This window comes from Elusimicrobiales bacterium (assembly GCA_041651175.1).
Taxonomy (GTDB): domain Bacteria; phylum Elusimicrobiota; class Elusimicrobia; order Elusimicrobiales; family Elusimicrobiaceae; genus JAQTYB01.
The window spans coordinates 1-5,143 of sequence record JBAZJT010000045.1 but is presented as its reverse complement, the minus strand read 5'-3'; the positions used below and the strand labels follow the sequence as shown (position 1 = coordinate 5,143).

The window sequence follows — 5,143 nt, the reverse complement described above, 5'->3', positions numbered from 1 at the left end:
TGCCCGGCGACAACACGGAGATGACGGTAACGCTCATCACGCCGATAGCGATGGAAAAAGGTTTGCGTTTTGCCATCCGCGAGGGCGGGCACACGGTGGGCGCCGGCGTAGTTATCGAGGTCATAGAATAAATGGCGACAGAAAAATACAAATTCCTTCTCGCCTGCGAAACGTGCAAGAATCGCAGCTACACTTTCCGGCGGGGAAAGAAGCGCGAGACCAAGCTTGAGTTGCAAAAGTTCTGCAAAACCTGCGGAAAAAGAACCAAGCACAAGGAAACCAAGGCCTGAATTGCAAACGTTCCGGCGCGCCCCTTGCGGGGCGCGCCTGGGGCGGCTTTGCGCGCGGGGTTTCTGAAGGGAGCGTCGGTTAACTGGTAAACCACCGGTCTCCAAAACCGGGACTGAAGGTTCAAGTCCTTCCGCTCCCGCCATAAATTTCAGGCGCGGGCTGTCGGGACGAAGGCGGGCGTTGCCCGCCGCGGACCGGAGGAAATTGGCTTATGGACAAGGCGGCGCAGTTTCTAAAAGAGGCGTATTCCGAGCTTTCCAAGGCCACTTGGATGCCGCGGAGCCAGGTGGTGCAGTCAACCATTTTCGTTTTCATGGTGGTTATACTAGTGGCGCTTTATGTGAGCGCCATAGACTTCGGACTTTCCAAACTGCTGGGCGTTGTGCTCGGAGGACGCTGATAATATGGAAGAAAAAGGCTGGTACGTAGTCCATACCCAAACCGGGTACGAGGACAAGATACAGAGGCTCATCACCCAGAACGCCCAGACGCAGGGCTTTACCGACAGGGTTTTCCAGATACTCATCCCCACCGAAGAAGTGGTGGAAGTAAAGCAGAACAAAAAGCATTTCCGCAAGCGCAAATTCTTCCCCGGCTACATACTGGTGGAAATGGCGCTTACCAGCGAAACCTACTGGTTCATAAGGAACACCACCGGCGTTACCGGATTTCTGGGCGACCCCAAGCCCGTCTCCCTGCCGGAGGAGGAAGTAAAGGCCATCGTGGAACTTACCTCCGCATCGGCCCAGAACAAGCCGCGCCCCGCCGTGCAGTTCGACAAGGGCGAGAGCGTGCGCATCATAGAAGGCCCCTTCAAGCACTTCCTCGGCATCATAGACGAGGTGAACGAGACCAAGTCCAAACTCAAGGTGATGGTTACGGTTTTTGACCGGCCCACCCCTGTGGAATTGGATTTCCTGCAGGTGGAGAAAGTATAGGAGACAGCCATGGCAAAAGTAAAACAGGTAAAAACCCTTATCAAGCTGCAAATTCCCGCCGGCGGGGCCACCCCCGCCCCGCCCGTGGGCCCGGCGCTGGGCCAGCACGGCGTCAACATCATGGATTTCTGCAAGCAGTTCAACTCCCGCACGCAGAAGATGGAGGCGGGGATGACAATCCCGGTGGTCATCACGGTTTTTGACGACAGGACTTTCACCTTCGTCACCAAGATGCCGCCCATTTCCGCGCTGATTAAAAAAACCGCGGGGCTGGCCAAAGGCTCCGGCGCGCCCAACAAGACGAAGGTGGGCAAGCTCTCGGTGAAGCAGATGGAGGAAATCGCCAGGGCCAAGATGCCCGACCTTAACACCAAAGACGTCGCGCAGGCCTTGCAGATGGTGCGCGGCACCGCCCGCAGCATGGGCGTTGACACGGAATAGCGGAAAAATTTTACTGAGGGAGGGGATTTTTCCCCGCCAAAAACCTCAAGGAGAACGCAATGGGAAAAAGACTGGCCGCCGCGGCCAAAAATTACGACGCGGCTAAAACCTACATCGTGGCAGAGGCCGCGGAAATAGTAAAGAAAAACGCCACCGCCAAGTTTGACGAGACGGTGGAAGTCCACATGCGCCTGGGCATAGACGTCAAGCAGGCCGACCAGCAGGTCAGAAGCACCGTCGCGCTGCCCAACGGCACGGGAAAAACCACCCGCGTTGCCGTCGTCGCCAAGGGCGAAAAGGTCAAGGAAGCCCAGGACGCCGGGGCCGACAGGTCCGGCGGCATGGAGCTTATAGACGCCATCTCCAAGGGCGATATGGATTTTGACATTCTTGTCTCCACGCCGGACATGATGAAGGACCTTGCCAAGCTGGGCAAGCTGCTGGGCCCGCGCGGGCTCATGCCCAATCCGAAAAGCGGAACCGTTACCTTTGACCTTGCGCGCGCCGTCAAGGAACTCAAGGCGGGCCGCATAGAATTCAAGGCCGACTCTTTCGGCATAGTGCATGTGCCGGTGGGCAAGGCGTCTTTTGAGGCCAAAAAACTGGCCGAGAATGCCTCCGCCGTCATAGAGGCCGTGCTTAAGGCTAAGCCGGCCACGTCCAAGGGCGTGTATGTGTGTTCGGCCCATCTGGCTTCCACGATGGGGCCGGGCGTTAAGGTGGAAGTCATCCACAAAACGGAAGCATGAGAATCGCAATGGGGTAATCCGGCGCGGCCTGGCAGATGATGTCAGGCCGCGCTCGTTGAAAAAGCCGGGTTTGTCGCGGCTCATATCATTAAGGAGGGGAACGATGTTCAAGGGCAGATTCACGGCGGCGCGCCTGCTGGGCGCGGCGGCGCTTGTACCCGCGCTTTGCGGCGCGGCTTTCGCGGGCGAGGCGGACCTGGTAATCCCGGATTTGAGCGCGGCTTCTTTCATGGGATTTGACGGGCGCACCCTGCTTATGTTCGGGCTTGCCATCTGCGTGCTGGGCGTGCTGTTCGGGCTGTGGCAGTCAATGGACATCAAAAAGCTGCCCGTCCACCGCTCCATGAGCGACATCTCCGAGCTTATTTACGAAACCTGCAAGACCTATCTGGTAACGCAGGGCAAATTCATCGCCGTGCTGTGGACATTTATCGCGGCTGTGATAGTGGTTTATTTCGGCGTACTGCGCCATCTGCCTGCCGCCGACGTGGCGATTATCACGCTGTTTAGCGTCATAGGCATACTGGGCAGCTATTCGGTGGCGTGGTTCGGCATCAGAATCAACACCTACGCCAACTCGCGCACGGCGTTTTCGTCGCTGGCGGGCAAACAGTTCCCGACAATGGCCATTCCGCTTAAAGCCGGTATGAGCATAGGCATGCTGCTTATCAGCGTGGAGCTGGTCATCATGCTGTTCATACTGCTGTTTGTGCCGGGCAAGGCGGCGGGCGCGTGCTTTATCGGCTTTGCCATAGGCGAATCGCTCGGCGCGGCGGCGCTCAGAATAGCCGGCGGCATATTCACCAAAATCGCCGACATCGGCTCCGACCTGATGAAAATTGTCTTCAAAATCAAGGAAGACGACGCGCGCAATCCCGGCGTCATTGCCGACTGCACCGGCGACAACGCGGGCGACTCCGTGGGCCCGACGGCGGACGGCTTTGAAACCTACGGCGTTACCGGCGTGGCACTGATAACCTTCATTCTGCTTGCCGTGCCGGAGGCGCTGACTCAGGTGCAGCTGCTTGTCTGGATATTTGTCATGCGCATAGGTATGATTATAACCAGCGCGCTCTCCTACGGGGTAAACCACGCGATTTCCAAATCGCTCTACGAGGATAAAAAGTTCAACTTCGAGCATCCGCTCACCTCGCTGGTGTGGATAACCTCCGCCGTGTCCATAGCGATGACCTATCTGCTCTCCTACCTGCTGATTCCGACGGTGGGCGACGGCACGATATGGTGGAAGCTGGCCTCCATAATCACCTGCGGCACCATAGCCGGCGCGCTTATACCGGAGCTGGTGAAGGTATTTACCTCCACCAATTCCGCCCATGTGCGCGAGGTGCTGACGGCTTCAAAGGAAGGCGGCGCGTCGCTTAACATCCTCTCCGGGCTGGTAGCGGGCAATTTCAGCTGCTACTGGATGGGCCTGTCCATCATCGCGCTTATGGCGATAGCGTACATGGTCAGCCTGCTGGGGCTTGGCGCGCTGATGTCCGCGCCGGCGATATTCGCCTTCGGGCTTGTGGCGTTCGGGTTTCTGGGCATGGGGCCGGTTACAATCGCGGTGGACTCCTACGGCCCGGTTACCGACAACGCGCAGTCCGTCTACGAACTGTCCATGATAGAAACCCTTCCCGGCGCAAGCGAGAGCATCAAAAAAGACTTCGGCTTCACGCCGGACTTCGAGAACGCCAAGATGTTCCTGGAGGAAAACGACGGCGCGGGCAACACCTTCAAGGCCACCGCCAAGCCGGTGCTGATAGGCACGGCCGTGGTGGGGGCGACGACGCTTATATTCTCCATCATCCAACTGCTGACCGCCAAATTCGGCGCGCCTGTGGTTACGGAGGGGCTGTCCATACTCAACCCGCTGTTCCTGCTGGGGCTGATAACCGGCGGCGCGATGATATACTGGTTCACCGGCGCGTCAATACAGGCCGTCACAACGGGTGCGTACCGCGCGGTGGAGTTCATCAAGCGCAATATCAAGCTGGAAGGCAGCGAGAAAGCCTCCGTCAGCGACAGCAAGAAGGTGGTTGAAATCTGCACCCAGTACGCGCAGAAGGGCATGTTCAACATCTTCCTGGCGGTGTTTTTCGGCACGTTGGCATTCGCGTGCGTGAACCACTTCTTCTTCATCGGCTACCTGATATCCATAGCCATATCCGGCCTGTATCAGGCGATATTCATGGCCAATGCCGGCGGAGCGTGGGACAACGCCAAAAAGCTGGTGGAGACCGAGCTTAAAGCCAAAGGCACCGCGCTGCACGACGCCACCGTGGTGGGCGATACCGTGGGCGACCCGTTCAAGGACACCTCTTCGGTGGCCATGAACCCGGTCATCAAGTTCACCACCCTGTTTGGCCTGCTGGCGGTGGAGCTTGCCATCACCACCCCGCCCGAGGTGAACGCGGTCGCCGCGGTCATACTGTTTGCGCTGTCCATGACCTTTGTGTGGCGCTCCTTCTACGCGATGCGCATTCCCGTGGCAGAGCGGGAGGAAACCCCCGCCTGCTGCCGCCGCAGCGAGGAGAAAGTCCCCGCCGGCGTGAAGTAAAAGTTGTTTTCGCGCAAAAAGCCCGCCCGCGACGGCAGCATTTTCTAATTGAATAATGAGCCTGAAATCTCTCGTCGTGGCTCCGTCGGGATATTTTTTGCCATGCCTCCCGTTTTGATTGATTTTACCGTGTCTTTTTCCTCCGCTTCGCGCAGAATTCT

7 protein-coding genes and 1 tRNA gene are annotated in these 5,143 nt (G+C 58.0%); all 8 read left to right on the top strand.

Annotation, left to right across the window (positions count from 1 at the left end; translation table 11 throughout):
- The coding region (locus WC421_11725) for an elongation factor Tu (protein ID MFA5162895.1) at positions 1 to 131 on the top strand (131 nt) is incomplete at its 5' end.
- A complete protein-coding gene (gene rpmG / locus WC421_11720; protein MFA5162894.1) occupies positions 132 to 290 on the top strand; it encodes a 50S ribosomal protein L33 in 159 nt (52 codons plus the stop codon).
- Positions 291 to 358: 68 nt separating this feature from the next.
- Positions 359 to 433, top strand: a tRNA-Trp gene (locus WC421_11715).
- Positions 434 to 502: 69 nt separating this feature from the next.
- Positions 503 to 691: a preprotein translocase subunit SecE gene (gene secE, locus WC421_11710; GenBank protein MFA5162893.1), complete on the top strand. Its 189-nt coding sequence runs from the start codon at positions 503 to 505 to the stop codon at positions 689 to 691.
- Between the two features lie 4 nt (positions 692 to 695).
- Positions 696 to 1,229, top strand: coding sequence for a transcription termination/antitermination protein NusG (gene nusG / locus WC421_11705; GenBank protein ID MFA5162892.1), 534 nt, complete (start codon positions 696 to 698; stop codon positions 1,227 to 1,229).
- A 9-nt stretch (positions 1,230 to 1,238) separates the two neighbouring features.
- The gene (gene rplK, locus WC421_11700; protein MFA5162891.1) at positions 1,239 to 1,670 is read left to right on the top strand and encodes a 50S ribosomal protein L11; all 432 of its coding nucleotides are present in this window, start codon (positions 1,239 to 1,241) and stop codon (positions 1,668 to 1,670) included.
- A 59-nt stretch (positions 1,671 to 1,729) separates the two neighbouring features.
- Complete coding sequence (gene rplA / locus WC421_11695) at positions 1,730 to 2,419, top strand: 50S ribosomal protein L1 (GenBank protein MFA5162890.1); 690 nt, start codon at positions 1,730 to 1,732, stop codon at positions 2,417 to 2,419.
- A 103-nt stretch (positions 2,420 to 2,522) separates the two neighbouring features.
- On the top strand, positions 2,523 to 4,982 hold the full coding sequence (locus WC421_11690; protein ID MFA5162889.1) for a sodium-translocating pyrophosphatase: 2,460 nt from the start codon (positions 2,523 to 2,525) through the stop codon (positions 4,980 to 4,982).
- Positions 4,983 to 5,143 lie beyond the last annotated feature (161 nt).

What these genes read in the sequence shown, in the direction of transcription:
- rpmG (MFA5162894.1), top strand. Translation starts at nt 132, where the DNA reads ATGGCGACAGAAAAATACAAATTCCTTCTCGCCTGCGAAACGTGCAAG.
- rplA (MFA5162890.1), top strand. Translation starts at nt 1,730, where the DNA reads ATGGGAAAAAGACTGGCCGCCGCGGCCAAAAATTACGACGCGGCTAAA.
- WC421_11690 (MFA5162889.1), top strand. Translation starts at nt 2,523, where the DNA reads ATGTTCAAGGGCAGATTCACGGCGGCGCGCCTGCTGGGCGCGGCGGCG.
- rplK (MFA5162891.1), top strand. Translation starts at nt 1,239, where the DNA reads ATGGCAAAAGTAAAACAGGTAAAAACCCTTATCAAGCTGCAAATTCCC.
- nusG (MFA5162892.1), top strand. Translation starts at nt 696, where the DNA reads ATGGAAGAAAAAGGCTGGTACGTAGTCCATACCCAAACCGGGTACGAG.
- secE (MFA5162893.1), top strand. Translation starts at nt 503, where the DNA reads ATGGACAAGGCGGCGCAGTTTCTAAAAGAGGCGTATTCCGAGCTTTCC.